Annotated in this window: 22 protein-coding genes; 15 read left to right on the forward strand and 7 right to left on the reverse strand. The window is 70.2% G+C overall.

The window, feature by feature from the left end; all coding sequences use genetic code 11:
* Positions 1-13: 13 nt before the first annotated feature.
* Positions 14-898 carry a CPBP family intramembrane glutamic endopeptidase gene (locus tag G4D86_RS18015; protein ID WP_163995213.1) on the reverse strand — a complete coding sequence of 295 codons (885 nt, stop codon included), beginning with the start codon at positions 896-898 and terminating at the stop codon, positions 14-16.
* A 158-nt stretch (positions 899-1056) separates the two neighbouring features.
* On the opposite strand from G4D86_RS18015, the gene G4D86_RS18020 reads away from it, so the two are divergent.
* Positions 1057-1278 carry a phosphodiester glycosidase family protein gene (locus tag G4D86_RS18020; RefSeq protein ID WP_163995214.1) on the forward strand — a complete coding sequence of 74 codons (222 nt, stop codon included), beginning with the start codon at positions 1057-1059 and terminating at the stop codon, positions 1276-1278.
* A 213-nt stretch (positions 1279-1491) separates the two neighbouring features.
* Here the strand turns inward: G4D86_RS18020 and G4D86_RS18025 are convergent, their stop codons facing one another.
* Positions 1492-2145 (reverse strand): DUF2239 family protein, encoded by a 654-nt coding sequence (locus tag G4D86_RS18025; protein WP_240360322.1) that lies wholly within the window; start codon positions 2143-2145, stop codon positions 1492-1494.
* Positions 2146-2457: 312 nt separating this feature from the next.
* On the opposite strand from G4D86_RS18025, the gene G4D86_RS18030 reads away from it, so the two are divergent.
* The gene (locus tag G4D86_RS18030; protein ID WP_240360323.1) at positions 2458-3618 is read left to right on the forward strand and encodes a winged helix DNA-binding domain-containing protein; all 1161 of its coding nucleotides are present in this window, start codon (positions 2458-2460) and stop codon (positions 3616-3618) included.
* Between the two features lie 8 nt (positions 3619-3626).
* Here G4D86_RS18030 and G4D86_RS18035 read toward each other — a convergent pair whose 3' ends face one another.
* Positions 3627-5303 carry an ELWxxDGT repeat protein gene (locus tag G4D86_RS18035; RefSeq protein WP_163995216.1) on the reverse strand — a complete coding sequence of 559 codons (1677 nt, stop codon included), beginning with the start codon at positions 5301-5303 and terminating at the stop codon, positions 3627-3629.
* Positions 5304-5549: 246 nt separating this feature from the next.
* Here G4D86_RS18035 and G4D86_RS18040 point away from each other — a divergent pair, with 246 nt between their 5' ends.
* From G4D86_RS18040 to G4D86_RS18050, 4 genes are all read left to right on the forward strand, one after another.
* On the forward strand, positions 5550-6071 hold the full coding sequence (locus G4D86_RS18040) for an ankyrin repeat domain-containing protein (RefSeq protein ID WP_163995217.1): 522 nt from the start codon (positions 5550-5552) through the stop codon (positions 6069-6071).
* Positions 6072-6123: 52 nt separating this feature from the next.
* Positions 6124-6999, forward strand: coding sequence for a hypothetical protein (locus G4D86_RS18045; RefSeq protein WP_163995218.1), 876 nt, complete (start codon positions 6124-6126; stop codon positions 6997-6999).
* 81 nt (positions 7000-7080) lie between these two features.
* Positions 7081-7557 carry a hypothetical protein gene (locus tag G4D86_RS52140; protein WP_205519621.1) on the forward strand — a complete coding sequence of 159 codons (477 nt, stop codon included), beginning with the start codon at positions 7081-7083 and terminating at the stop codon, positions 7555-7557.
* Between the two features lie 76 nt (positions 7558-7633).
* The gene (locus tag G4D86_RS18050) at positions 7634-8227 is read left to right on the forward strand and encodes a hypothetical protein (RefSeq protein ID WP_205519622.1); all 594 of its coding nucleotides are present in this window, start codon (positions 7634-7636) and stop codon (positions 8225-8227) included.
* A gap of 54 nt (positions 8228-8281) precedes the next feature.
* On the opposite strand, the gene G4D86_RS18055 is transcribed toward G4D86_RS18050, so the two are convergent.
* Both G4D86_RS18055 and G4D86_RS18060 read right to left on the reverse strand, forming a co-directional pair.
* Positions 8282-9466: an iron-containing alcohol dehydrogenase gene (locus G4D86_RS18055; protein WP_163995220.1), complete on the reverse strand. Its 1185-nt coding sequence runs from the start codon at positions 9464-9466 to the stop codon at positions 8282-8284.
* Positions 9467-9489: 23 nt separating this feature from the next.
* On the reverse strand, positions 9490-10950 hold the full coding sequence (locus G4D86_RS18060; RefSeq protein WP_163995221.1) for a glutamine synthetase family protein: 1461 nt from the start codon (positions 10948-10950) through the stop codon (positions 9490-9492).
* A 201-nt stretch (positions 10951-11151) separates the two neighbouring features.
* On the opposite strand from G4D86_RS18060, the gene G4D86_RS18065 reads away from it, so the two are divergent.
* The 5 genes from G4D86_RS18065 (at position 11152) to G4D86_RS18085 (ending at position 15182) form a co-directional block, all read left to right on the forward strand.
* Positions 11152-11907, forward strand: coding sequence for a glutamine amidotransferase (locus G4D86_RS18065; RefSeq protein ID WP_163995222.1), 756 nt, complete (start codon positions 11152-11154; stop codon positions 11905-11907).
* Between the two features lie 17 nt (positions 11908-11924).
* Positions 11925-12437: a hypothetical protein gene (locus G4D86_RS18070; RefSeq protein WP_163995223.1), complete on the forward strand. Its 513-nt coding sequence runs from the start codon at positions 11925-11927 to the stop codon at positions 12435-12437.
* A 102-nt stretch (positions 12438-12539) separates the two neighbouring features.
* Positions 12540-13343, forward strand: a complete 804-nt coding sequence (locus G4D86_RS18075; RefSeq protein WP_163995224.1) for an esterase/lipase family protein — start codon at positions 12540-12542, stop codon at positions 13341-13343.
* Positions 13344-13358: 15 nt separating this feature from the next.
* Positions 13359-13817: a hypothetical protein gene (locus G4D86_RS18080; protein ID WP_163995225.1), complete on the forward strand. Its 459-nt coding sequence runs from the start codon at positions 13359-13361 to the stop codon at positions 13815-13817.
* 138 nt (positions 13818-13955) lie between these two features.
* Positions 13956-15182, forward strand: coding sequence for an AI-2E family transporter (locus tag G4D86_RS18085; protein WP_163995226.1), 1227 nt, complete (start codon positions 13956-13958; stop codon positions 15180-15182).
* Between the two features lie 134 nt (positions 15183-15316).
* Here the strand turns inward: G4D86_RS18085 and G4D86_RS18090 are convergent, their stop codons facing one another.
* Together G4D86_RS18090 and rho are read right to left on the reverse strand one after the other, a co-directional pair.
* Positions 15317-15643, reverse strand: coding sequence for a hypothetical protein (locus G4D86_RS18090; protein ID WP_163995227.1), 327 nt, complete (start codon positions 15641-15643; stop codon positions 15317-15319).
* A gap of 23 nt (positions 15644-15666) precedes the next feature.
* Positions 15667-17286 carry a transcription termination factor Rho gene (rho, locus tag G4D86_RS18095; RefSeq protein ID WP_205519623.1) on the reverse strand — a complete coding sequence of 540 codons (1620 nt, stop codon included), beginning with the start codon at positions 17284-17286 and terminating at the stop codon, positions 15667-15669.
* Between the two features lie 674 nt (positions 17287-17960).
* Between rho and ligA the strand changes: the two genes are divergently transcribed.
* From ligA to G4D86_RS18115, 4 genes are all read left to right on the forward strand, one after another.
* The gene (gene ligA / locus G4D86_RS18100; RefSeq protein ID WP_163995228.1) at positions 17961-19985 is read left to right on the forward strand and encodes an NAD-dependent DNA ligase LigA; all 2025 of its coding nucleotides are present in this window, start codon (positions 17961-17963) and stop codon (positions 19983-19985) included.
* An 11-nt stretch (positions 19986-19996) separates the two neighbouring features.
* On the forward strand, positions 19997-20287 hold the full coding sequence (locus G4D86_RS18105) for an acylphosphatase (protein ID WP_163995229.1): 291 nt from the start codon (positions 19997-19999) through the stop codon (positions 20285-20287).
* Entirely contained in the window at positions 20284-20727 is a 444-nt protein-coding gene (locus tag G4D86_RS18110) for a DUF3052 family protein (RefSeq protein WP_163995230.1), read from the forward strand. The genes G4D86_RS18105 and G4D86_RS18110 overlap by 4 nt, the downstream gene beginning before the upstream one ends.
* Before the next feature lie 549 nt (positions 20728-21276).
* Positions 21277-23991, forward strand: a complete 2715-nt coding sequence (locus G4D86_RS18115) for an Rne/Rng family ribonuclease (RefSeq protein ID WP_163995231.1) — start codon at positions 21277-21279, stop codon at positions 23989-23991.
* The last annotated feature ends 248 nt before the right edge of the window (positions 23992-24239 follow it).

Genomic DNA, 24239 nt, shown 5'->3' on the forward strand with positions numbered 1-24239 from the left:
CGCTCCGGCCCGACTACGCGACCTCGGCCAGCGGAGGCTGCGCGGGCGCTTCTTCGGAGTGGGCCCGTGAGCCCTTCCAACGCGCCAGCCCCACCACGGCCAGCCCGAGGACTCCGATGCTGACGGCGGACGCCTCCAGGCCATAGTCGCCTCCCGTCAACCAGATGGCCTTGCCATGGAACACCGGCGTCCACAGCCCATGGGCGGCGGTTCCACTCACGCCGAAGCCCAGGCCGCCCAGCATCCAGTTCCATCCCATGTGCACACCCACGGGGAGCGCCAGGCTGCCGGTGCGCAGGTAGCAGAAGCCCAGCAGCCACCCCGCCAGGAAGATGTTGAGCATCGCCACGGCGATGACGCTTCCCTCCATCTCCGGGCCGAAGTTGTGCGCGAGGGTGAAGATGACGGCGAACAGGAGCTGGGCCCCGAGCGGCCCCATGCCGCGGACCGCACGTTGGAACGCGTAGCCGTGGAACACGGTCTCCTCGAAGAGCGCGACGGTCAGCATCATCCCGGCCCCCTTCACGAGGCTCGACGCGCTGCCCTCCGGAGCCCGCACGAGATGGAAACCGTCGAGCAGCCAGACGGCGAACGCCACCAGCCCCACCAGGAGGGCCCCACCGGCCACGCCGAGCCCGAAGTCGTGAGCCGCGCGCCGATGGAGCGCGAAGCCTTGTGACGCAAGGGAGGTGCGCTCCAGCCGCGCGCAGAGCCACGAGGGGATGAGCGCGCCCAGGAACGCGAGGAGCGGCTCCGACACGAAGGGGCGCACGGCGTCGGGCAGCGCCCTGCGCAAGAAGATGAGGCCTGCCACGCAGAGGGCCGTCAGGACGAAATAGCCCAGCACCTTCCAGCCGTTGCGCAGGCTGTTCTCGGCATTGATGAAGAGGGACTTCATGGTGACTCGCTCCGATGCGGGTGGCCGTCGCGGCCCTGTTCCTCCGTACGGCGGAAGCGCGTCCGTCATTTCGCGCGATTCAACAGTGCTTTTATATAAGCACTTATACGAAGTGCCAAGAGCCTCTTGACGGCTGCCGGAGGGAAGCGCGCTTCACCATGCTCGGGCCGGAATGGGCCCCCTCATCCTCGCTGGCGCCGGTGGCTCCGTTGGTCGTGTGGACCATCCAGCTGGACGGCGGCGGGTCCGCCACGCTCGTGCGAAGCAGCGCATCCGGACACGTCCAGCACGTCAACGCCACGAGCAACTTCCGCCTGCCCTGGTGGGAGCGGCCCGTGGCCAATCACCTCGGCATCATCGCCCGGCCGCTGGGGCCTTGAGTCGCCCTCCGCTGCGACGGCGCTCGCGCGGCGCGGTGGAAGCGCGCACCTTCCGGGCGGGGAGCGGCCGCCGGGAGTCCTTCGCCCCGGCCTTGCCGTCCACCACCGTGAGGCGTCTGGGTTTGACGGGACGACTCGCCCAGGCCAGGGGCACGGGCAGGAAATACAGCAGGAAGATGTCCACGACGGAGTCCTCGGGGAGCGGGCGGAGGATCAACACCGCTCGGGGGTGGCATGTGTCACTTCGGCCTCGTCACGGATGACGATGGCGACCAGCCTGCGAACGTGCTCGCGGATGTCCCTGGGCCACGGCTGCGTGAGCTGCTCGAAGCGCTCTGGGTTCCGGGCGTAGAAGGCGCGAGACGCCTCCTCGAAGGCAGGAAGGTCTCCGGCCACGGCGAGCATGAAGCGGCCCGCGGCCTCCTGTGACTTCCGGGCCCGCTCGCGCCCCTGCCCTTCACGCATCTCGTTCTCGACGAGCTTGCGCAGCGCCGCGGACGCGCCGCTCGGCTGCGCGTTGAGCCACTCCCAGTGGCGAGGCAGGAGCGAGACTTCACGGGAGACGACGCCCAGCTTCGGCCGCCCCGGCCCGCTCCTTCGCGGCTCCTCCGAGTCTTCACTGGAGGCAGCGGACCGTGCGCGCCGCGCCTCGAGCCCCCGCAGCACGTCCTCGCGAGTCCCCCGCAGGTCCGGGTGGACGGGCAGGCCCGTCGCATCCTCGTAGATGACAACCGGCGCCTGCTCTCCCCCGTCGACCCACGCCTTCACCTTCAGCGCGACCTCCTCCAACCCTCCCGAGGCGATGCAGCGCGGCCCCGCGAACGCCATGTACCCGCCCTCTTCCCCCACTGGCTTCTCCTGACGCACGTGTCCTCCTCACTTCGGCGCTCGGGTTATTACCCGGGCAATATTCACCCGTCAATATCACCCGGGTAAAATTACTCAGAGTGCGGGCAGGCAGGCTTCGCTCAGGGCGCCGACATACCTGACACAAGGCTGTCATCCCCGAGGCCCAAGGTAGCCCCGCGCCCTCGAAAGGCGGCGCCCACCCCAGCCCGGTTCGAGGCCGTCATGCTCTCCTTCTTCTTCCCGCTCCTGCCCGTCGGCCTCTCCACTGGCGCTTCCAGGGGTTCCAGCGCGGTGCGCTCCGTGGCATCGGTGGGCGGAGCGAGGATGACCATGCCCACCCGAAAGCCCGTGGCGGCGCCCGCCCGTCGCGGAGGAAGCCGCCCGGCGCAGGTGCTCAGCCAGCGCGCCCTCAACCGCGCCCTGCTCGAGCGGCAGCTGCTGCTCCGCCGCTCGAAGCTGCCGGTGCTGAAGGCCGTGGAGCACCTCGTGGGGCTCCAGGCCCAGGCGCCAAACGCGCCGTACTACGGCCTGTGGACGCGGCTGCAGGGCTTCCGCCAGGAGGAGCTGTCCGCGCTGCTCATCGACAAGCAGGTGGTGCGCCTCGTCCTGATGCGCGGGACGCTCCACCTCGTCACCGGCCGCGACGCGCGGATGCTGCGACCGCTGGTGCAGCCCCTGCTGGAGCGCGTCCTCAAGACGGGCTCCGCGCATGCCCGGAAGCTGGTGGGCCTGGACCTGGAGGCGCTCGTCGCGGCGGGGCGGGCGCACGTCGACGAGAAGCCGCTCACGTACACGGAGCTCGGCGCACGGCTCGCGGAGCGCTGGCCGGACCGTGAACCCACGGCCCTCGCGCAGGCCATCCGCCTCCTGGCACCACTGGTACAGGTGCCACCTCGTGGCGTCTGGGGCTCCGGTGGACAGGCCCGCTGCACCACCGTCGAGGCCTGGCTCGGGCAGCCGCTCGATGCCGCCCCGTCGGTGGACGAGATGGTGCTGCGCTACCTCGCCGCCTTCGGCCCGGCCTCCGTCATGGACGTGCAGGCGTGGTCCGGCCTCACGCGGCTGGGTGAAGTGGTCGAGCGGCTGAGGCCCGGCCTGCGCACCTTCCGCGACGAGCAGGGCCGCGAGCTGTTCGACCTGCCCGATGCGCCGAGGCCCGACCCGGAGACGCCCGCTCCGGTGCGCTTCCTGCCCGAGTTCGACAACCTGCTCCTGTCCCACGCGGACCGCACGCGCGTCATCTCCGACGAGGACCGCAAGCGCATCATCACCGCGAATGGCCTGGTGCCCGGCTCCCTGCTCGTGGATGGCGTCTTCCGTGGCACCTGGAAGCTCCAACAGGACCGGGGCTCCGCCACCCTGCTCCTCGAACCCTTCAAGCGACTGTCCCCCCGCGAGCGCGCGGAGGTGACGGACGAAGGTGAACGGCTGCTCACCTTCGCCGCCGCCGATGCATCGCGCCGCGACCTCCAGCTCATCCGTCCGAAGTAGCGCGGGCTTCAGTCCTCGACGTCCGGGAAGCACGCAACCGGCAGGGCCCAGGGCTCGCGGCCGTGCACGCCATCCTCCGCCGTGAAGAAGACCTGGTCCCCCACGCGCGTGAAGCCGTAGGGGTAGGAGTTCGCCGTCCCTTCGTAGAGGTCCGCCATCCGTGTCCCCGCCGGGGTGCCGTCGGTCCACCACAGCTCGTCGCCGTGGACGGGCTCGAAGGCGTTGAACACGAGCCCGCTCCCCACGGCATAGGGCGTGTTCGGGTCGCCGGGGAAGGCGCTCTCGGGGCCGGGGTTGATGTCCTTCACCAGGTGCGTGCCGGAGCGGGTGCCGTCCGTCACCCACAGCTCGTGGCCGTACGTGGGATTCCGGCCGAAGAAGTAGACCTTGTCGTCGGCCGTCACCCCGGGGCCGACGCCGGAGTCCACCCCCGGCCACACGTCCGCCAGCAGCAGCGTGTGCCGCGAGGAGTCCTCGCCGCGCCAGGGCTCGCGACCATGGATGCCGTCATTCGCGTCGAAGAAGACCTGGTCCGTCCCCACGGGCAGCAGGAAAAAGGGCGCGGAGCCCAGGGGACCGGGAAGGATGTCCTCGACCAGCCGCGTTCCGCGCGCCGTCCCGTCGCTCTTCCACAGCTCCAGGCCGTGCTCGCCATCATCGGCGCCGAAGTAGAGCAGCCCGTCCACGACGGCGAGAGTCAGCAAGCCGATGCCCGAGCCCATCGGCCCCGGGTAGATGTCCTCGACCAGCCGCGTGCCCCCGGGCGTGCCATCCGTCGTCCACAACTCGGGGCCGTGGCTGCCGTCATCGGCGACGAAGAGGAACTGGCGTCCCGTCAGCCGGTAGAAGAGCGGGACGTTGGAGCCGGAGCTCGCGGCTCCAGGATAGACGTCCTCGATGAGCCGCGTGCCTGCCCGCGTGCCATCGCTCCTCCACGGCTCGCGCCCGTGCGTACCGTCGTCGGCGGTGAAGAACAGCGTGCGCGAGTCCACCGCGGTCAGGAAGTCCGGGAAGCCACTCCCGGCCCCGGGGTAGATGTCCTCGACCAACCGGGTGCCATTGCGCGTGCCGTCGCTCTTCCAGAGCTCGAAGCCGTGCTCGCCATCATCGGCGACGAAGTAGAGCGTCCGTCCCACGGTGATGAACCGCAGCAACTCCGAGCCCACGGGTCCCGGGCGGATGTCCTTCACCAGCACCGTGCCCTCGGCCGTGCCATCCGTCTTCCACAGCTCGCGGCCGTACCCGCCGTCGTCCGCGGCGAAGTACAGCGTCCGGCCGATGACGGCGGAGCCGAAGACCAGCGGAAGGCCGCCGAAGCCGGTCTTGATGAGGACCGCTTCCCATCGGCCGCATCCGCCCCTCCGCTCCAGCCTCCACAGCGTGTTGATGCCGCCGTTGTAGCCGTTGACGATGGGCGTGCCGTCCAGGTCGATGAAGCTGCGGACGTCCGTGCCCTCGAGGCCCGGAGTGAGGTCCGCCACGAAAGCGGGAGGCCGGCATCCGCAGTCGTGCTCCCGCGCCGCCTCCCCGCCCGACGTCGTGTCCGCCACGGGCTTCGCCTCGCTCGGGAGCACCACCTCGGCCTCGCGCGCACGGGCGCCCTCCCTGGCTTCTTCCGTGGCCCCACAAGCCGCCAGCAACGCGGTGGCCCCGCACAGTGACAGCCACGTGTTTCGCTGCTTCATCGTGCCCCCTCCTTGCCGCAATGGGTTCGCGGCGGCGCCAAATGTGACGAGCCCTCCCGGCCCACCCAGCGCACCCGGGGTGCCACGTCGCGTCGCACAGCGCACGCGCACCGTGCCCTTTCGGCCTCACGAGCGCCGAGCAGGTCCTGTTGCTCAAGGGTCGTCCAAGCCACGACGCGCGGTGACAACCCGCCTGCCCTCCGCGAGGGACGTGTACATTCGGCCTGCTCACACAGGAGTCCGCCCATGTCCCCGCCCCCTCCCTCCGACGACATCGACCCCCGAGCGCTCGCGGCCGCCCGCGAGGCCTTCAACCTCGCTCGCCAGGGCAACGCCGACACGCTCCGCCAGATGCTCGACGCGGGGCTGCCGGTGAACCTCACCAACGAGGACGGGAACACGCTGCTGATGCTCGCCGCGTACTCGGGTCAGGCCGACGTGGCGAAGCTGCTGCTCTCACGCGGCGCGGATGCCACGCGCGCCAACGACAAGGGACAGACGCCGCTGGCCGGCGCCGCCTTCAAGGGGGACGTGCGCATGGTGGAGCTGCTGCTCGACGGCGGCGCGCCGGTGGACGGTGCCGGGCCGGACGGGCGCACCGCGCTCATGTTCGCGGCGATGTTCGACCGCATCGAAGTGCTGGAGCTGCTGCTCTCGCGCGGCGCGGACCCCGAGCGCCAGGACGCCAGCGGCAACACCGCGCTGATTGCGGCGGTGATGATGGGCGCGCCGCGCGCCGTCGCCCGGCTCGACGCGCTGGCGAAGTAGGGCGGTACGGACCCGTTTGACACTCGGGGTGTTCTTCGCATTCCATGAGAACATGCGAAACAACTTTTCCCTGATTTGCGCCTTTGCCCTGGCCTCCGCCGCGTGCGGTGGTCCGGAGGCGGTCGACAACGCGGTGTCCGGAGAGGGCCTCGCCACGCAGGAGCAGGCCGCGTACTCGGGCGTGAATGGCACGTACTGCCTGGAGAGCCCGTACAACTGCAAGCTGCAGGACCCGGGTGGCAACCGCGTCCCCACCAACGACCCGGCCGACGACAACTGGGGCCTGGTGACGGGCGTCCCCATCCGCGACGGCAACGGCACGGTGGTGGGCACCAACACCCGCACCAGCTCCGCGTTCAACTACGGCCAGACGCGCACCTTCGCGAACGAGCTGCACGCCTTCGCGGTGTCCACCTCCAACTCCAGCGCGGGCTGGCTGCCCATGTCCGCCATCCTGGGGCGGACGTCCTTCGAGCAGAAGGTGGGCCACGTCTCGGCGCTGGGCTCGGGGCTGGCGAAGATGGCCTGCTACGCCGTGCGCAACTGGCATGACCCGGCGCTCGAGGTGAAGAAGGTGGTCTACGACACCACGTCGTCCAACGAGCGCGCGGGCGACTACCTGCCGCTGGTGCGCGCCAACGGGCTGCGCTCGGTCAACCTCATCTTCAACGTGCCGGGCCTGGCCCTGGGCGGCCCCGCGGTGGACCACTTCCCCGCGGGCACGAAGTTCCAGCGCCTGGACGTGCCCACCGACAACGGCGCGCCGTCCATCGACATCCCGCTCTGGGTGAAGGACAGCGCGGGCCGCTACCGCACGCAGTCGGGGACGATGAAGTTCATCTACGGCTACGTCATCGCCACCACCGGCACCAAGCGCAACGGGTGGATGGCCTACGACGCGCTCGAGGTCAGCTCCGGCTGCCCGTAAGCCCCTGAAGCACCGGCCCGCCCGGGCGCGTCAACCCGGGCGGCACAGACATCTCCAGCCACCTGGGACACGATGCACGCCATGCGCCCTTCCCTGCTGCTGTGCTCCCTGCTGCTGTGCCTCGGCTGTGCGCGCTCGGTGGAGCCCGTGAGCCGGCCGGACGACGCGGCGTCGCAGGAGAGCGGTGCCGCCGTGCCCTCGGCCCAGACGGAGGGCCCGGAGGCAACACCCTCCGCGAGCGGCGGCACTTCAGCGGCCATTCCCACTACGGACGGCGGCAACAAGGGCCCGTCGCCCACCGCCCAGGCGGCCGAGTGCCGGAGCGACGCGGACTGCGCCATCACCCTGGTGCCCGAGGGTGAGTGCTGCGCACGGCTGTGCACCGGCCGCGCGGTGACGGTGGCGGAGGACCAGGCCCTCGATGTGCGCGAGCGCGAGTGCCGGGAGCGCGGTGAGCGCTGCATCATTCCCCCGTGTGCGCCTCCCAGGACACGCCCGGTGGCGGTGTGCACAAGCGGGCGTTGTGGTGTTCGAGAAGTGCCACGCGAGGTGCCATGACCTCCCCACAGTCCGATGCCCCGAAGTAGGCTTGCCGCGCAGACGGTGGTTCTTCCACGCCCCTCGGGAGGGACACATGAAGCGCTGGAGTGCGGTGTTGGCGGTGTCGACAGTGTTGGCGCTGTGTGGGAGCTGTGACGGGAAGAAGGCGGACCGGCCCGCTCGCGCGCAGTTGCGGAAGACAGGTGCGGCCTTGGTGGAGGTCATCCCCTCGGAGGGACAGCTCCCCTATTGCATGCTCTACACGGTGTCGGAGAAAGGCATCATCCGTCAGCTCACGCTGACCCGGGAGAACCGCTCCATCCGGTGCGACCCGAACAGGCCCGTGGCCAACACGAGCTTCCGCATCCCCGTCCAGGAGGGGAAGGTGCGGATGTACATCTTCTTCTCCGATGACCGCATCCCCGCGGGCCCGGTGGCGCAGCAGCTCTACGATTTGCGCGGCCAGGACCGCATCAACGCCATGGACCTGCGGCTGCCCGGGCGCGTGTACGTGGAGACGCTGGAGTTCAGCCCCGAGGAGTCCGCCCCACCCGTGACGGGAGCGGTGGTGGGCTCGCACGGCGAGGTGGATGCCGGCACCACCAACGGCAACGGCACGGGCGGCGCCCCGGTGCTCCCGGATGGCGGCACCCTGGATGGGCCGGGCGCTTCGGAAGTCTCGCCCTGAAGCACCCGGGGGAGGCACTCCGCCTCCCCCGGTCCGACGTCCGCGAGCCCTATGTCAGAAGGCCTCGCGGGCCATGGCCAGCAGGTCGGCCTCGGTCACCTTGCGCGGGTTGCTCAGGTGCGAGGCGTCCTGGAAGGCCTTGTCCGCGATTCTCGGCAGGTCCTTCTCCTGCACGCCCGCGTCACGCAGCCGCGACGGGATGCCAATGGCCGCGTTGAGCCGGCGCACCCGGTCGATTGCGTTGCTCGCGAGCACCTCCTCGCGCGCGTTGGACGTGTCGCCCATGGCCTGCGCGACGCGGGCCAGCCGCGCCGTGCACACCGCGCGGTTGAACTCCATCACCACGGGCAGGACGATGGCGTTGGACAGGCCGTGGTGCACACCGGAGATGGGCGTGAGCGCGTGAGCCAGCGCGTGGCAGGCGCCCAGACCCTTCTGGAAGGCCATGGCGCCCTCCATGGCGGCCACCATCATGTCCGTGCGCGCGGCCAGGTTGCTGCCCTCCTTCACCGCCGTCACCAGCGAGCGGCTCACGCGGTGGATGCCGTCGATGGCCACCGCGTCCGCCAGCGGGTGGAAGCCGTTGGCCAGGTACGCCTCCAGGCAGTGCGTGAAGGCGTCCATGCCCGTGGCCGCGGTGACGCCGGGAGGCAGGCCCAGCGTCAGCTCCGGGTCGCAGATGGCCGCGCGAGGCAGCAGGTGCGGGCTGAAGATCACCGTCTTGCGGCCGGTGTCCTCCAGCGTCACCACACCCGAGCGCCCCACCTCCGAGCCCGTACCCGCGGTCGTCGGAATGGCGATGAGCGGCGGCAAATCATCGCGCACGTACTGGTCGCCGCCCTTCGCGTCGTCGTAGCGGCTGAGCGGCGGCTCGTGCGTGGTGAGCAGCTGCACCAGCTTGCCCGCGTCCAGCGCGCTGCCGCCGCCGAGAGCGACGATGCCGTCACAGCCACCCTTGCGGTACGCCTCCAGGCCGGCGAAGACGTCGCGTTCGGTGGGGTTGGGCTCCACGCGGTCGAAGACGGCGCACTCCAGGCCCGCGCCCTTCATGACGTCGAGCACGCGCGCGGCGAGCCCCGCCTTCACCACGCCCGCGTCCGTCACCAGCAGCGGGCGCTTCATCTTCAGGCGCTGCGCCTGGGCAGGGAGCCGCTGCAGGGCGCCCGCGCCGAAGACGATGCGCGTGGGCCAGGCCATCTCCGTGACACGCGGCTCGGTGGGGATGTCGAACGGCTTCATGACTGCTTCCTCCGTCGTGTTCATCAGATGAGCTCCAGGTAGCGCTCCAGCTCCCAATTCGTGACGGCGCGCTCGTACTGGCGCACCTCCCACTCGCGCGTGCGCACGAAGTGGTCCACGAAGCCCTCGCCCAGAATCTCCCGCGCGCGCTCGCTGTTCTTGAGCAGCGCCACCGCATCCCGCAGGTTGCGAGGGAGGGGCCGGGCGTCGGCCTCCGCATACGCGTTGCTGTTGCAGGCCGCGGGCGGCTCCACCTTGTTCTGGATGCCCCACAGGCCCGCGGCCAGGCTCACCGCCATGCCGATGTACGCGTTCATGTCCGCGGCGAGCTGCCGGTATTCAATCCGCATCGCCTTGGCGTTCTCGCCGATGACGCGGATGGCGGTGGTCCGGTTCTCCAGGCCCCACGTCGCGGTGGTGGGCGCCCACGTGTTCTCCACGCTGCGCTTGTAGCTGTTGATGGTGGGCCAGTAGAGCGCCGTCAACTCCGGCATCAGCTCGAGCTGCCCGCCGATGTAGTGCCGCATCATCCGGCTCATGCCGTGCGGCGAGCCCTCCTCGTGGAAGAGGTTCTTCTCGCCCTTCAAGTCCCACAGCGACTGGTGCACGTGCCCCGAGCACCCCGGCAGCTTCGCGTTCACCTTCGCCATGAAGCACGCGGTGAGGCCGTGGCGGGCGCAGATTTCCTTCACCACCGTCTTGAAGAGCGCGGCCTTGTCGGCGGACTTCTCGATGTCGTCGTAGCGGATGGCGGCCTCGAAGACGCCCGGGCCCGTCTCCGTGTGGAAGCCCTCGATGTTGAGCCCGAAAGCGTTGCACCCGTCGATGAGCGCGTGCACCAGTGGCGCGTTCTGCGAGGTGCGCAGCCACGAGTAGCCGAACATGCCCGGCGTCAGCGGCGTCAGCGACTGGAAGCCCTTCTCCTTCAGGCTCTGCGGCTGCTCCTTGAAGATGAAGAACTCGTACTCGGCGCCGCAGCGGGGCAGGTAGCCCATGTCCCGCGCGCGCGCCGAAATCTTCTGCAAGAGCTGGCGCGGGCTGGCCTCGAAGGGCGAGCCGTCCGCGTTGACGAAGTCCAGCAGGAAGGCCGCGGTGTCCGGCTCCCACGGAATGATGCGCCCGGTGGAGGTGTCCACCTTCGCGTGCGCGTCCGGGTAGCCGGTGTGCCAGCCCGTCACCTGGGTGTTGTCGAGCAGCTCGTCGCTCAAGTCCCAGCCGAAGACGACGTCACAGAAGCCCAGCCCGCTCTTGGCGGCGCTGAGGAACTTCTCCAGGGAGATGTACTTGCCGCGCCAGACGCCGTCGATGTCGACCGCGCCCACCTTCACCTTCTTCACGCCCTTCTCGTCCAGCCAGCGGCGCAGGGTGTCCGTCCCGTTGTCTTCGCGGGAGACGCTGCCGCGAGTGTGCTCGCGCTCCTTGGTACGGGCCCTCCGGGCCATGGCTGGATGCGTGAGGACCTTCGCCTTGGGACGCGTCGGCATGGATTCATTCCTTCCAGCCACCGTGCCGGGTGGCCTCGTCGAGCGGGCTGTCGACGTGCAAGATGTGCAACTTGAGGGCGGGAAGCCGAGGAGTGAGCGAGCAAGCGTCCATCATCGGGATGCCCCGGGTCACACAGGCGGCCCCCTCCCAATGCTCAGGAGCGGACACGCGTGGCACGAGACGTTAGGAACGAGGCACGGATGCGGCAACCTGCCGCGGTGAAGAACGTCCTCTTGCTGAAAGCAGGCGACGCGGCCGAGTCCGTGCGCCTCTCGGTGGGCGACTACGAACGGTGGTTTCTGCAAACCATCGGACTGTCCGGCTACCGCTTCGACATCCTCCACGTACACCGCGACGCCCCGCTGCCCAAGAGTACGAACGGCTACGACGCGGTGATGATGACGGGCTCTCCCCTGTCGGTGACACAGCTCGCGCCGTGGATGGAGCGCACCGCGGCCTTCATGGTGGAGGCGGGCGAGCGCGGCACGCCGGTGCTCGGTGTGTGCTTCGGCCAGCAGCTGCTCGCGCATGCGTACGGCGGCCGCGTGGCCCGCAACCCGAGGGGCCGCGAGACGGGCACCGTGGAGGTGGCCCTCACGGAGGAGGGCCGGAAGGACGCCCTCTTCGACGGACTGCCCGAGCGCTTCGCCGTGCAGGCCACCCACGAGGACATCGTCACCCAGCTTCCCGAGGGCGCGCGCGTGCTGGCGGGCAACGCCAACACCTCCGCGCAGGCGCTGGCCTTCCGGCCAAACGTGCGCGGCGTGCAGTTCCACCCGGAGGCCCCCACGGACGCCATCCGCGCGGTCATCCTGGCGAGGCAGGAGAGCCTGGACCGCGACGCCGTCGCGCGAGGCGCCGCGCCGGGAGAGCGGGTGCCTCAATTGCTCGCGGGCATCATGCCCACTCCCTCCGGGAGGCGAATCCTGGTGAACTTCCTCGAGCGCTTCACCTGACCCGCCCGAGGCCCCACTTGCCGCGTCCCGCACCTCTGCTCGTCCTCCTCGTCGTCCTCACCTCCGCCTGCTCGGGCGGAGACCTGTGCGCCCAGGCCCCGCGCTGCGACGACACGGAGGCCCTCAACTGTGAGACCGCCTGCGCCGTGGGCCCCTGCTCCACCGGGCCCACCGTGCAGGACTGTGGAGAAGGCGCCACCTGCACCGTCGTCCCCGGCAACCGCAACGACGCGCGCTTCTACCGCTCGCGCGCGGTGTGCGCGCTGGAGCTGACGGCCTGCAACCCGGCGGACGCGGGCACTCCCGTGTGCGAGGGCAGCCGCCTGGTGCGAGGCTGCAGCGCCTACCTCCGCGACATCCGAGTCCCCTGCTCCCAGGCGGGCCTGTACTTCGCGCAGGTGCCGGCGTGCTGCCAGGGCGGCGATGGCGGCACGGACGCGGGGACTCCGGACGGAGGACGCCCGGACGCCGGTCCGGGGGATGGTGGGATTCCCGACGGTGGTGCCCTCGGGGGCGACGCAGGACGTTGAGCATTCCTCGTTGCACCACGCCTACGTGGCGGGCAGGCCGGCACGCGAAGCACACGCTCTCTATCCTGCTCACATGCGGCGCCACGAGGGCCTGGGTGAGACATGAATCCTCTCGTCTTGCGTTACCGCCGGTGGAAGCGTCAGCTTCGGGACCTCGCGGGCTATTTGCACCTGGACCCGAACGCCAACCGCGTCGTGCGGCGGACGGACTTCACGGACTGCCCCAAGCCGGTGCTGCTGCTGTACGGCTTCTTCAGCACCCGGCGCGTCTTCGAGGTGCTGGAGCACCGCCTGCGGCGTGACGGCTACTGCGTCTGGTCCATCCACCTGGGTGGGGCGCTGGACCGCTTCAACACCTACGGCATCGACGTGCTGGCCAGGAAGGTGCGCGAGAAGGTGGAGCGCATGTACTCGCGCTTCCCCGGCATGGGGCCGCTCACCATCATCGGCCACTCGAAGGGCGGCCTCATCGGCAGCTACTACGTGAAGCGGCTGGGTGGGGACCAGCGCGTGCGCAGCCTGGTGACGCTGGGCACGCCGCACCGGGGCTCGCGGCTGGCGTACCTGGGCTGCGCGACGCTGGGCTGGTTCAGCCGCAGCATGTGGCAGCTCACGCCGGTGTCGCCCTTCCTCAAGCAACTGCGGATGGGGGCCTTCCCGCGAGACGTGCGCCTGGTGTCCCTCTACTCGCGCGAGGACGGAGTGACGCGCTGGCCCTCGGCCGTGGTGGACGTGCAGGAGCAACCCAACGTCTTCAACGTGGAGGTGCCCGGCGTGGACCATGGCGAGCTGCTCACCAAACGGGCGGTGTACGAGGTCATCCGCCGCGAGCTGGCCCTGGGCTATGGCGAGCCCGCGCCGGCCCCGGTGCTGCGCTCGCTGTCGCTGCCGGCCTCCGCGTCCTGAGGTAGAGAGGAAGGCATGCCGTCGCGCTGGGACCACCTCTTCGACCTCAAGCCCGTCACCCTGGTGGACCACCTCCTGGAGGAGGTGGCGAAGCTGCTGGCGAAGGACCTCCAGCAGTGGCCTCCGCCGGTGGAGGAGCTGGACCTGGACACGGGCGGCAGCTTCGCGCCCCTCTTCACCGAGCCCCGCCCGCGCCCCATGCCGGCCGTCTACACGGAGGCCCTGCGACTGGCGCGGTGGGAGCTGGCGCACGAGGCGGACGCGTACGACGAATACATGCGCAACAAGCGCTACCTGGAGCGGGGCCTGGGTCCGGACGACCGGCTGCCGCTGCTGTTCCTCAGTCGTTGGCTCACCGAACAGATGGCGGGCCTGGGCGAGGCCACCGAGGGCCGCGTCAAGCGCAAGCACATGCGGGACTGTCTGGACCGGCTGGAGGCGAAGCTGCGCCTCGTGGCGGGGCCCAGCGCCTGAACCCGCCTGCCCGCCTGCTCCCACGGGGCCGGCTCCGCTGTAGCGCTACAGCGACTCCGGATTGACGCGGGCGTGACGAGGGGCCGCCGGAGCGCGCCTGCTCTTGTCAGGGGAAGGGCACTGCCATAAGCCCGTGCCATGTTGCAGCCCCTGGACCCTCCTCCCGGCCTCCGCACCCCGACGGCCGAACGACGCAAGCGACTGCTCATCCTGGCGGTGCTGTGGTTGGCCATCGCGGTGGCGCTGGTCACCTTCCGCTCGGTGGTGATGCCGTTCGCCGGCGCGGCGCTCATCGCGTACCTCGTGCAGCCGCTCGTCGCGCGCATCACCCGCGTGAAGGTGGCGGGCCGGACCGTGCCGCGCTGGGTGGCGATTCTGCTCATCTACGCCGGCTTCTTCGTGGGCGTGTACCTCTTCTTCGTCGCGCTGGTGCCGCAGCTCTACCGCGAGCTGGCCCGCGTCAGCCGCGACGCCATGGCCTTCGCCAACACGCTCACCCCGGAGCACGTGCAGGAGCTGGCCCAGCGCGGTGAGACGTGGCTCAGCAACCGGGGCATCCCCGTGGCCCTCTCCACCCGTGCGCTCGAGGGCGCCGACGACGCGGCCCACACGGGGCAGTTCAGCCTCGCGTTGGATTTGGAGCAGCTGCTGGGCGACACGGTGAAGCGCGCCTCGTCGCTGGTGCGGGAGAACCTGGGCGACATCGTCAACGTGTCGCGCAGCATCGTCGCCGGAGTGGCCGCGGGCGTCTTCATGCTGTTCTTCGTGCTGATGGTGGGCGCGTTCTTCTCCATCGACGCACAGGCCATCCGCCGCTACGTCGGCACGCTGATTCCGCCCGAGTACACCCACGACGCGCGCCAGCTCGTCGAGCGCATCGACCGCTCCCTGTCCGGCGTGGTGCGCGGCCAGGTCACCATCTGCGTCGTCAACGGCACGCTCACCTTCGTGGGGCTGCTGCTGTTCGGCGTGAAGTTCGCATTCCTGCTGGCCACCATCGCCACGCTCTTCAGCCTCATCCCCATCTTCGGCACCATCCTCAGCTCGGTGCCCATCGTCCTCATCGCGCTGGCGGATGACTTCCGGAAGGCCCTGGCGATTCTCGCGTGGATTGTCGGCATCCACGCGCTGGAGGCGTACTTCCTCAACCCGAAAATCATGGGCCAGGCCGCGCACCTGCACCCCGTCATCGTCGCCTTCTCCCTCATCGCCGGGGAGCGGCTCTTCGGACTGGTGGGCGCCCTCTTCGCCGTGCCCGTCGCCTCCATCCTCGTGGCGTGCTTCGACTACGCGCGCCTCAAGGCCCAGCCGGCGCCCGTGGTGGCAACGGCGGAGGCCGAGGCGACGCGGACGCCCGCGGCCTGACGAGGGCAAGGCCGGGCCTCAGCTCGGTGAGGCCTCACGCACCGGCGTGACGAGGGCATGGGCCAGGCGCGCCTGGCCCACGGCGGGCTCGGGACGTCGAGGGCGTGACACACGCCCACCGGCTGCTCAGGCCCTCACGGGCTCGAGGTACAGGCGGCGGAGCAGCGCGAGCCTCGGCAGACGGGGATGCAGCGGCCACAGTCGATGGAGCCCGCCGGGCAGCCGCCCGTGCATGAGACGCCTCCGCAGCTCGGGCCCTCTTCCGCGTGGGTGACGGCGGTGCCGAGCCCACAGCAGGCGTCGGCCACGCAGTCGTCATCGCTGTAGCAGGTGGCGCTGGACAGCACCGGCGGAGGGTCCTCCGTCGGCGGGTCCAGGGTGCCCAGGTCGCACCCTGCCAGGGCTCCGAGTGTCATCCCCACGACAAGGGTGGACAGGCGGACCAGCAGGGGGCGGCGCATGGGCGCTCCTTTTTTCCGGTGGCTTACCGGTTCATCGAGCCGAGGAAGTCGGCGTTCGACGGCGTCGGACGCATGTGCTTGAGCACAAATTCCATCGCGTCAATCGGCGTGAACGGGTGCAGCACCTGACGCAGGGCGGTGATGCGCACGAGGTCGCCCGGCGTCAACAGCAGCTCTTCCTTGCGTGTGCCGGACTTGTTGATGTCCAACGTCGGGAAGATGCGCTTCTCCATCAGCTTCCGGTCCAGGACGATTTCGGAGTTACCGGTGCCCTTGAACTCCTCGAAGATGACTTCGTCCATGCGGCTGCCGGTGTCGATGAGCGCGGTGCCGATGATGGTCAGCGAGCCGCCCTCCTCGATGTTGCGCGCGGCGCCGAAGAAGCGCTTCGGCTTGTGGAGCGCGTTGGCGTCCACGCCGCCGGACAGAATCTTGCCGGACGCGGGCACCACCGTGTTGTAGGCGCGCGCCAGACGCGTAATCGAGTCCAGGAGGATGCAGACGTCGTACTTCTGCTCGACGAGGCGCTTGGCCTTGTCGATGACCATCTCGGCCACCTGCACGTGCCGCGTGGCGGGCTCGTCGAACGTCGACGACACCACCTCGCCACGCACGCTGCGCTCCATGTCCGTGACTTCCTCGGGGCGCTCATCCACGAGCAGCACGATGAGGTACACGTCCGGGTGGTTGCGGCTGATGGCGTGCGCGATGTTCTGCAAGAGCACCGTCTTGCCGGCCTTCGGCGGCGCGACGATGAGGCAGCGCTGGCCCAGACCGATGGGGCAGAACATGTCGATGATGCGCGTGGTCATCTCCGACGACTCGTGCTCCAGCTTGAGCTTGCGCGTCGGATAGAGCGGCGTGAGGTTGTCGAACAGGATGCGCTCGCGCGCCGCGTCCGACATCGGGTCCGCGAAGTTGACCTTGTCCACCTTCTGGAGCGCGAAGAAGCGCTCGCCCTCGCGGGGCTGGCGGATGGGGCCCGTCACCGTGTCGCCGGGCCGCAGGTTGAAGCGGCGCACCTGCGACGGGGACACGTAGATGTCGTCCGGGCTGGGCTGGTAGTCGCTGTCCGCGCTGCGCAGGAAGCCGAAGCCGTCGCTCAGGAGCTCCAGCACGCCTTCCGCGTGGACCTCGAAGCGCTTGTCGGCGATGCCGCCCAGCAGCGCGAAGATGAGGTCCTGCTTCTTCAGGCCCTGGTAGCCCTCGATGCCCGTGTCGTGGGCCATCTTCGCCAGGTCCGTGATCTTCATCCGCTTCAGGTCGTTCAGCTTGATGACCTGCATCGGCGCGCCGTCACGCGTGACTTCCGTGAAGGCGGGGGCTTCGGGGGCCTCTGGAGGAGGCGCCAGGGTGGCGGCCGGCTGCTCCTCGTCACCACCGGAGATGCGCGCCTCCTGGATGTCGTCGTCGCGCACGGGGCGCGAGATGGGGGTGAGTACCGGCCGGGGCGGCTCGGGGGCCGCCGCCGGCTCGGCCGCGACCTCGTCGTCGCGGCGGGTACGCCGGGCACGGACGGGCTTCTCCGTGTCGTCGCGGTCGGCCGTCTTCGCCGCGCGCTTGCGGCGAGGCTTCTCCACGTCGGCCTCCACGGCGACCTCGGTGGCGGCAACCTTCTCTCTCGAAGTACGGGCTTTACGCATGTCTGTAACGCTTGGGGAGGAGCGGGGCGACCGAGGCGTCGGACGGGGGGAATTGCTGCGGAAATGTCCGCGGCCCTCGGAAGCACCTTCCAGGAGGACGGCCCCGCCGGAATCCCTGAACGGGACTGCGCGGGCGTGAGCCTGTTGGTTGGGAAGAGACGGCGCCGTCGAAACTCCTGCGCCATGAACCGCCGGGGGACGTTATTGACCCCCTCCGGACCTGTCAAGGCATCCTTGCTGTCCGGGGTCTCTCTCTTCCTGATGACCAACAGGAGAGCGGGGCCGGCACATTTCCGCGAGGGGCCTCAGGCTGCATGTCACGCCCCGTCCCGGAAGCAAGGACCCCACGGGTTGCCGCACGGCGCCCCCCGCATGGGAAGGCAACACGCCGGCCCGTCCTCCCCTTCCCCACCCGCCCCGGCCGGACGTCCCGGCCTCCCGGGCCGGCCCATCTCCACGGGTTCGCCCCGCGACGGCCTCCACCCCGTGCGGTGCACCGGGCCCCGCTCCGCCATCCGCGTCCTACTCCACGGGTGGTGGCTCCGGGCAGGCGCCAGCGCATCGTGGGAAGGCCATCACGTCATGTCGGTGAGGCGCTCTAGATTGCGCGGACACCGGAGGCCCGCGCGTGGCGCATCCTCCGGTGGTGGGATTTGAGGTAAGGACCGCACATCGTGGACGACTTCAAGAAAGCCGAAGCCCGAGCCCGCGAGCTCCGCCAGGAGCTGGCGCACCACAACTACCGCTACTACGTGCTCGACTCGCCGGAGATCAGCGACGCGCAGTACGACAAGCTGATGCGCGAGCTGCAGGGTCTGGAGGAGAAGCACCCCACCCTGCAGACGCCGGACTCGCCCACCCAGCGCGTGGGCGGCGCGGCGGTGGAGGAGTTCGGGGAGGTGGTCCACCGCGTCCCCATGCTCTCGCTGGCCAACATCTTCGACGACGAGGGCCTGCAGGAGTTCGACGAGCGCATCCGCAAGCTGGTGAGCCTGCCCTCCGTCACCTACGTGTGCGAGCCGAAGCTCGACGGCCTGGCCATCTCCCTGCGCTACGAGAAGGGCGTCTTCATCCAGGGCGCCACGCGTGGCGACGGCACCACCGGCGAGGACGTCACCGCCAACCTGCGCACCGTGCGCAGCCTGCCCATGGAGCTGCTCCCGCAGGGCGGCGTGAAGGTGCCCGGGCTGCTCGAGGTGCGCGGCGAGGTCTTCATCCGCAAGGCGGACTTCAAGAAGCTCAACGACAAGCGCGAGGAAGAGGGCGAGCCGCTCTTCGCCAACCCGCGCAACGCCGCCGCGGGCAGCCTCCGCCAGCTGGACCCGAAGGAGACGGCCGCGCGCCCGCTGTCCGTCTACTTCTACGAGTGCGTGCCCGGCGACGGCGTGCCCGACTTCAAGTCGCACATCGAGAAGCTGGAGTACCTCAAGACGCTCGGCCTGCCCATCAACCGCTACGTCCGCGCCGAGGGCCTCGACGGCGTGCGCCAGGCGCATGACGCCTCCCTCAAGGGTCGCCACGAGCTGCCCTTCGAAGTGGACGGCATGGTGGTGAAGGTGGACGAGGAGGACCTGCGCCGCCGCCTGGGCCAGGTCTCCAAGAGCCCCCGCTGGGCGGTGGCGTACAAGTTCCCCCCGGAGGAGGAGTCCACCCTGGTGGAGGACATCGGCATCCAGGTGGGCCGCACGGGCGCGCTGACGCCGGTGGCGCACCTCAAGCCGGTGAAGGTGGGCGGCGTCACCGTGGCGCGCGCCACGCTGCACAACGAGGACGAGCTGCGCCGCAAGGACGTGCGCCGGGGCGACACCGTCTTCGTGCGCCGCGCCGGAGACGTGATTCCGGAAATCGCCTCCGTGGTGCTGTCCAAGCGCCCCGGAGACTCCAAGCCCTTCGAGTTCCCGAAGCACTGCCCGGTGTGCGGCGCGGTGGCGGTGAAGGACGAGGACGGGGCCATCATCCGCTGCACCGGCGCCTCGTGCCCCGCGCAGCTGGTGGAGAAGATCCGCCACTTCGCCAGCCGCATCGCGATGGACATCGAGGGCCTGGGCGACAAGCTGGCCGCGCAGTTGGTGGCCACCGGCACGGTGAAGACCTTCGCGGACCTGTACGCGCTCACGAAGGAGAAGCTCCTGACGCTGGAGCGCATGGGCGACAAGAGCGCTGACAACCTGCTGGCCTCGGTGGAGCACTCCAAGCAGACCACGCAGCGCCGCTTCCTCTATTCGCTGGGCATCCGCCACGTGGGGGACGCCACGGCCAAGGCCCTGGCCGAGGCCTTCCCGGACGTGCGCCAGCTCTTCACCGCCAGCCTGGACGAAATCACCCGAGTGAAGGACGTGGGCCCCATCATGGCCCAGGTCATCCACGCCTTCTTCCAGGAGCCGCAGAACCGCGAGGCGGTGGAGGAGTTGCTGCGCGCCGGCGTCTCCCCGGCCCCCCCCCAGGTCGCCACCGGAGGCCCCTTCGTGGGCAAGACGGTGGTGCTTACCGGGGCCATGACGGGTATGTCGCGGGAGCAGGCGAAGGAAGAGGTCGAACGGCGTGGTGGCAAGGTGGCGGGAAGTGTCTCGCGCAAGACCGATTTTCTCGTTGCCGGCGACGATGCCGGTAGCAAGCTGAAGAAGGCCCAGGAACTCGGGGTAAGAATCCTGGACGAGCAGGCGTTCCTGCAGCTGTTGCAGGCCAACGCCAGAGGGTGAGGCTTGGGTTCATGAGTGGCGGCGCGCGGCGGGTGACGCTGCGAATCGAGGGCAAGGTGCAGGGCGTCTTCTTCCGGGAAAGCGCCCGCGGCGAAGCCTCGCGCCTGGGCCTCACCGGCTGGGTGCGCAACCGCTCCGACGGCGCCGTGGAGGCCGTGGCGGAGGGTGTGCCCGCCGTGCTGGAAGAGTTCATCCGGTGGTGTCAACGCGGTCCGCAGCAGGCGCGCGTCACGGACGTGGCGCGCACGGACGGCGAGGCCACCGGCGAGTTCAGTCAATTCATCGTGGAGCGCACGTCATGACGCCCTACGCGCTGGCTTCCCTGCCGGCCATGCTGGGCATCCGGGCCGGGTCCAAGGTCTCCGTCATCAACCCGCCGCGGGGCTTCGTGCAGAAGCTCAACCCGCTGCCGGATGGGGTGGAGTTCCTCATCACCGCGCAGACAGGCCTGGATGTCATCCTCTTCTTCACCTCGGACGCCCAGGAATTGGTGCAGCGGTTGCCCGCCCTGGCACGTGCCATGGCGCTCACCGGCGGCATCTGGGTGTGCTGGCCCGGCGGCGAGGGCGTCAAGACGAGCCTCTCCGAGGACTTCGTCCGCCACGCGGCCCTGGACATCGGCCTGGTGGACAACAAAATCTGCACCATCGACGCCACGTGGACGGGCCTGCGGCTGGTGCGCCGGCCGCGCGGGCGGCTGGACAAGCCCGAAGGCCGCAAGCAGGCCCCGGCCCAGGCCTGAAGCCCGGCCGGGCAGGCGCCCATCATCTGCCAGACAGTGGATGGAAGCCGTTTCTCGGCTTTACACCACGGGCAGGGGGTGGAAAACTCTCCGTGTTTCTGGACGTTTGTATGACGCCCCGCGTTGTCGGGGGTCATGTCCGGTAGGGATTTTGACGGGTTGCGTCTCCGGTCTCCTCCGGGCGCGCCGGCTGCACCGAGGCTCCAGTCGCCCCCCCAAGGTGGCCCCAGACGGGCACCGACCGGGTGCGGATAGAAGAGCGGGTGGCCCGCACGTGGTGGAGGGACTCGAGCGCGTGTGAAGACAAGGCCCCGCCCGGTACGGTGCCGGTCGCAATGCGGGGCGACATGAACTCGGAGGAGCAGGCGGTGGTCCCCTCGGTCCTCGACAGTGCGACACGAACCCTACCCGGACAGTCCGGGCGGGGCCGGTTCGCTGGAGGTCCGCCGGAGGCCGCCTCTCCCTTCGCAGCGTGCTCGGAGGCGCGGCGTCTTGCCGCCTCCCGTCCGGTGAGGTCCGCCCTACCGCGCGCGCGTGCAGGATTCATCCATGAGCAGCATCCTGGTCATCAACGCCGCGGGTCGCGAGACTCGTGTGGCGCTCGTCGAGGGCGGCCACATCGCGGAGTTCTACCTCGAGCGTAAGAAGGACAAGGGAGTCGTCGGAAACATCTACAAGGGCCGGGTCGTCCGGGTGCTCCCGGGCATGCAGGCCGCCTTTGTCGACATCGGCCTGGAGAAGGCCGCCTTCCTCTACGTCAGCGACGTCGTCTACGACCCTGACTTCGCGCGCGCCCAGTTCGAGCTGACCGAGGGCGAGCACGAGGACGCGCCGGAAGTCCCCACCGAGTCCGAGGCCGACGCGGCCGAGGCCGCCCACGTCCATGGCCCCGTGGTGGAGGCGGAGGTGGAGGAGCTGACCGGCGAGGCCGCCCTGCACCTCGCCGAGTCCCTGCCGCGCGACACCGTCATGGAGCTGGCCGCCAACGCGCCGGCCTTGATTCTTTCGGACACCCCGGCCGCCCCGGCCGAGGCCGCGGCGCCCACCGCCGAAGAGGCCCCCGCGGCCAGCGCGGCGCCCGAGGCGCCGGCTTCGGCCGAGGCCCCCGCCGCGGTGGCGGAGGTGACGGAAGCGACGCCGGTGGCCGAGGCCGCCGCGCCGAGCGCTCCCGAGGGCGCCGTCGCGGCGCCGGCCCCTGAGTCGGGCTCCACGGAGGGCACCGACGCGGGTGCCACCGCCGCGGCCCTGGCGGCGGCGATGCTGCAGGCGGAGCCTCCTCCGGCGGCGGCCACCGCGCTGGGCGAAATCGTTCCCCCTCCCGCCGGTGGCGAGTCCGCGCCGGCTCCGGCCGCGCGCCCCGCCGAAGTCTCCGGTGAGCGCCGCACGCCGCGCGAGGCGCGGGAGGCCCGCGAGCCCCGCGCCCGCGAGGGCCGTGAGAAGGACCGCGAGAAGGACAAGGGCCGGCGCCCGGAGGAGAAGCGCCGCGACAAGCGCGACGACGAGAAGGAGAAGCCCAAGCAGCGCCGGACGGACAAGATCGAGGACCTGCTGAAGGTGGGCCAGGAAGTCGTGGTCCAGATTTCGAAGGACCCCATCGGCACGAAGGGCGCGCGGCTCACCTCGCACATCTCCATCCCCGGCCGTCACCTGGTGTTCATGCCCACGGTGGACCACGTGGGCATCAGCCGCCGCATCTCCAACGAGAAGGAGCGCCGGCGGCTGCGCGACATCGTGGACAAGATGCGGCCGCCCGGAACGGGCTTCATCGTCCGCACGGTGGCGGAGAACGTTCCCCAGGAGAAGCTGGAGAGCGACATCCGGTTCCTCATCGAGGTGTGGAACCAGGTGGTGCGCCGCAACGAGAAGCGCGGCGGCCCCGGCCTGCTGCACCCGGACCTGGACCTCATCCTGCGCGCCACGCGAGACCTCTTCGCGCACGACGTGGAGAAGCTCGTCGTCGATGACCGCGAGGAGTACGAGCGCATCCTCGGCTTCGTCACCGCGCAGGACCCCGCGCTGAGAGACCGCGTGGCGCTGCACGAGGGCGACGACACCGTCTTCGACGCGTACGGCATCGAGCAGGAGCTGCAGCGTGCCACCCAGCGCAAGGTGTGGCTGAAGAGCGGCGGCTACCTCATCATCGACCAGGCCGAGGCGCTCACCGCCATCGACGTCAACTCGGGCCGGTACGTCGGCAAGAAGAGCCTCGAAGAGACGATTACGAAGATCAACGTCGAGGCCGCCAAGGAGATCGTCTACCAGCTCCGGCTGCGCAACATCGGCGGCATCATCATCTGCGACTTCATCGACATGGAGAAGGCGCAGAACCGGGACAAGGTCTTCAAGTCGCTGCAGGAGGCGCTGGGCCGCGACAAGGCGAAGACGAACGTGCTGCGCATCTCCGAGCTGGGCCTCGTGGAGATGACGCGCAAGCGCGTGCGCGAGTCCATCGGCCGCATGCTCCACGAGGACTGCCCGTACTGCGACGGCAACGGCTTCGTGAAGACGGCCACCACCGTGGCGTACGAAATCTTCCGGGAGATCCGCCGCGAGGCGCCGGGCTACAAGGACTCCACGCTGGTCATCAACTGCAACGCGGAGGTGGCGCGCCTGCTCCAGGGCGAGGAGCGCAACGAGCTGCGGCACCTGATGGACCGGTACAACAAGTCCATCCAGGTCAAGGCGCAGCAGAACTACCACCGCGAGCAGTACGACATCTATGGCCGCTCGGCCACGGGCCCCGAGCACAAGGTGGCCTCGTCGCCGGGCTCCGGTGACGGTGAGCTGGCCATGCAGCAGCGCAAGCCGGACAGCAACGGCGGCGGCGGCGGCTACGGACGCCAGGACCAGGGCCGCCGGGGCGGCGGCAGGGACCGCGACCGGGGTGAGCGCAGCGACCGCGGCGGTGGCGAGCGCGGAGACCGCGGTGGCGGTGGCGGCGACCGGCGTGAGGGCCGTCGGCCCGACCGTGGCGGCGACCGTCCCCGGGGCGACCGGGGCGGTGAGCAGCGCGGTGGCGAGCGTGGCGGTGAGCAGCGCGCTGACCGGGGCGGCGAACGCGGTGAGCGCGGTGACCGGGGCGGCGAACGCGGTGAGCGCCGGGGTGGTGACCGGGGCGAACGTGGTGAGCGCGGCGGTGGCCAGGGCTCATCGGGTAGCAGCGGCGGCTCGGGCGGGAATGAAGGCGGTGGCGGCTCGACGCCTCCGGCTTCGCCCTCGTCGTCGGGCGGCGGCTCCGAGCCGTCGGGCGGCGGCTCGACCTGAAGTCCAGGCGGTTGATTCCGGCTCCCGGCCCCGCGGCTGCGTGACAGACGCAGGGCAAGCGAGCAGGCGTCCTGCCCCATCCGCGCCGTGGATACTCCCGGCGCGGTTTCCCGTTCCACTCCGCCGCGCCTCACGGCTGTGTCGGATGGGATGCGCTGGCCGCCCACGCCCCCTGGGGTGGGCTGGCCCCGGGGGCCTCGAATTGGCTAGCCTTGGGTCCCATTGCCGCGGGGCGTTGTCCGCTCCGG

The sequence above is a fragment of the Pyxidicoccus caerfyrddinensis genome (assembly GCF_010894405.1).
Classification (GTDB): Bacteria; Myxococcota; Myxococcia; order Myxococcales; family Myxococcaceae; genus Myxococcus; species Myxococcus caerfyrddinensis.

Coding starts and splice junctions, on each gene's coding strand:
- G4D86_RS18065 (WP_163995222.1), top strand. CDS start 11,152: ATGCGGCAACCTGCCGCGGTGAAGAACGTCCTCTTGCTGAAAGCAGGC.
- G4D86_RS18015 (WP_163995213.1), bottom strand. CDS start 898: ATGAAGTCCCTCTTCATCAATGCCGAGAACAGCCTGCGCAACGGCTGG.
- G4D86_RS18090 (WP_163995227.1), bottom strand. CDS start 15,643: ATGCGCCGCCCCCTGCTGGTCCGCCTGTCCACCCTTGTCGTGGGGATG.
- G4D86_RS18040 (WP_163995217.1), top strand. CDS start 5,550: ATGTCCCCGCCCCCTCCCTCCGACGACATCGACCCCCGAGCGCTCGCG.
- G4D86_RS18115 (WP_163995231.1), top strand. CDS start 21,277: ATGAGCAGCATCCTGGTCATCAACGCCGCGGGTCGCGAGACTCGTGTG.
- G4D86_RS18030 (WP_240360323.1), top strand. CDS start 2,458: ATGCCCACCCGAAAGCCCGTGGCGGCGCCCGCCCGTCGCGGAGGAAGC.
- G4D86_RS18075 (WP_163995224.1), top strand. CDS start 12,540: ATGAATCCTCTCGTCTTGCGTTACCGCCGGTGGAAGCGTCAGCTTCGG.
- G4D86_RS52140 (WP_205519621.1), top strand. CDS start 7,081: ATGCGCCCTTCCCTGCTGCTGTGCTCCCTGCTGCTGTGCCTCGGCTGT.
- G4D86_RS18110 (WP_163995230.1), top strand. CDS start 20,284: ATGACGCCCTACGCGCTGGCTTCCCTGCCGGCCATGCTGGGCATCCGG.
- G4D86_RS18050 (WP_205519622.1), top strand. CDS start 7,634: ATGAAGCGCTGGAGTGCGGTGTTGGCGGTGTCGACAGTGTTGGCGCTG.
- rho (WP_205519623.1), bottom strand. CDS start 17,286: ATGCGTAAAGCCCGTACTTCGAGAGAGAAGGTTGCCGCCACCGAGGTC.
- G4D86_RS18035 (WP_163995216.1), bottom strand. CDS start 5,303: ATGAAGCAGCGAAACACGTGGCTGTCACTGTGCGGGGCCACCGCGTTG.
- G4D86_RS18060 (WP_163995221.1), bottom strand. CDS start 10,950: ATGCCGACGCGTCCCAAGGCGAAGGTCCTCACGCATCCAGCCATGGCC.
- G4D86_RS18085 (WP_163995226.1), top strand. CDS start 13,956: ATGTTGCAGCCCCTGGACCCTCCTCCCGGCCTCCGCACCCCGACGGCC.
- G4D86_RS18055 (WP_163995220.1), bottom strand. CDS start 9,466: ATGAAGCCGTTCGACATCCCCACCGAGCCGCGTGTCACGGAGATGGCC.
- G4D86_RS18020 (WP_163995214.1), top strand. CDS start 1,057: ATGCTCGGGCCGGAATGGGCCCCCTCATCCTCGCTGGCGCCGGTGGCT.
- G4D86_RS18080 (WP_163995225.1), top strand. CDS start 13,359: ATGCCGTCGCGCTGGGACCACCTCTTCGACCTCAAGCCCGTCACCCTG.
- G4D86_RS18105 (WP_163995229.1), top strand. CDS start 19,997: ATGAGTGGCGGCGCGCGGCGGGTGACGCTGCGAATCGAGGGCAAGGTG.
- G4D86_RS18045 (WP_163995218.1), top strand. CDS start 6,124: ATGCGAAACAACTTTTCCCTGATTTGCGCCTTTGCCCTGGCCTCCGCC.